The organism is Metabacillus niabensis (assembly GCF_902829255.1).
GTDB classification, from domain to species: domain Bacteria; phylum Bacillota; class Bacilli; order Bacillales; family Bacillaceae; genus Metabacillus; species Metabacillus niabensis.
Genome location: NZ_CADEPK010000164.1, coordinates 1 through 1,748, shown reverse-complemented (window position 1 = coordinate 1,748; position 1,748 = coordinate 1). Strand labels below are relative to the sequence as shown.

Sequence of the window (1,748 nt, the reverse complement as noted above, 5' to 3'; positions counted from 1 at the left end):
CTCCCTCAGTTTAATATGAATATCTCTCGAATGCTCACTTATTCGCAGGATTTCATAACCCTTTAAATTAGATTTATGGGTAATGGATATGAGTTCAGATCATTTTGGCTTCGTGAAGGCATAGTGAAATAAAGGAGTTAGCTAATACTCCATATTTTACCATATAATGTACATCTCCACGCCGCCCCTGGAGGCTTTCCCTCCCATGTCTCAACGGGTCAATTGCCCTCTCATTCCTTCGTCATGCCTATCCAAGGGGTGGAGGCCAGTTATGCTAACCTGATGGGTCACAGTGCCCTTTTGTTGAATAAACCTGGTACTCCGTACATATTTGAAATCCTACGAATAAGACAACATTCAAAATAAAATTAACTAGTTTATAAGATACATCTTTAACTTTGAACCTTCGGTTTAGGCAGCTAAGGGAATAGATTCTTGAACTTTACTTGGACAGTATGATACGTTTCGTCGTGCTATTCCTACAAATATCCTTGCTAGTTTCCCTATCAGTTTCATAATTGACTTCATTTTCTTCATCTTTTTTACTTTCACATTATGTGCATGTATTGCTTTAAACTCTGGATTATTCATCACAAGACTCATAGTAGCTAAATAGAGGAAACGCCGTAGGCGGGATCTCCCACGCTTCGAAAGAACAATCTGACCTTTCCATTTACCAGAACTGGCTTCAGCTAAATGTAATCCCGCATGACGTAATAGAGAATTTCCGTGAGAGAATCCACTAAGATCACCAGCTTCACCTATTATTCCGGCTAAAGATATTTCGCTTATTCCTTTCATCATGAGTAGTTTCTTGGCAAACGAGATTTTGTTTAGCACTTCTTTTACTTGTTGTTCCACTCTTTCGAGTTGTTTTTCAGCGAGGTCATATTCTTCTAATAATTGTTCTAAGTGGAACTTATATGCATCAAGTGCTTGTCCAGTTCCAATAGAAGATTTTGCGTACTTGATTAGTAATTGAGCTTTTTTGGGACCTGGTTGTCTTTTCATTAATGACTTCCATCCAACCATGATATCAAGTGAAGTCATGGAGGAGATTTCTTTTGGAGTGGGGAACAACCGGAGGGTTGCGATGGCTCCTTTGCACGAAACATCCTTAAATACATGTCTTAACTCTGGAAACACAATATCTACCCATCTATTAATTTGATTAACGGCCATAACGAGTCGTTTTACTATCACATCACGATTAGACATAAGAACTCTAAGTTTCTCGAACGCTTCGGATGATATCTGAACGAAAGAATAGTAGCCATTTTTGACCATATCGGCAATCACAAGCGCATCTTTTTTGTCACTCTTTGATTGGGTATTATCACGATTCTCTTTATTCCTTTTTACTAAGTGAGGATTGACAGTGACTACCTCTATTCCTTTATCAAATAACCACTTAGATAGGTTAATCCAGTAATGGCCAGTAGGCTCCATTCCTACTATTTCTGCGTTTAAGTGTTTTAGTTTTTGTAAATCTTGCATCCAGTTTACTAGTTTCATAAAACCCTCTTCATTGTTTTCAAATGTAAGAGGATCTCCGACGATGATTCCGCGGTAATTAACAGCACGGGCCACGTGGAATTGTTGAGCGATATCGACCCCAACAATCAGATGATTACTAGAAATTCTTTCTATTAGTTGATTTTGTTTGTTTTGCATTTTAAAATTCATGGTAAGGGTTCCTCCTAGGATTTTGAGTTAGAGTGGTGTCTATACTCATATCTTACTGAGGA

The 1,748-nt window shown here is 38.2% G+C and carries 1 protein-coding gene; it reads right to left on the bottom strand.

The window, feature by feature from the left end:
- Positions 1-411: 411 nt before the first annotated feature.
- Positions 412-1,686, bottom strand: a complete 1,275-nt coding sequence (locus tag HU235_RS12140; RefSeq protein WP_174880375.1) for an IS110 family RNA-guided transposase — start codon at positions 1,684-1,686, stop codon at positions 412-414.
- Positions 1,687-1,748 lie beyond the last annotated feature (62 nt).

Bases quoted from the DNA above. Each gene is read 5' to 3' on its own strand.
- HU235_RS12140 (WP_174880375.1), bottom strand. From the start codon at position 1,686: ATGAATTTTAAAATGCAAAACAAACAAAATCAACTAATAGAAAGAATT.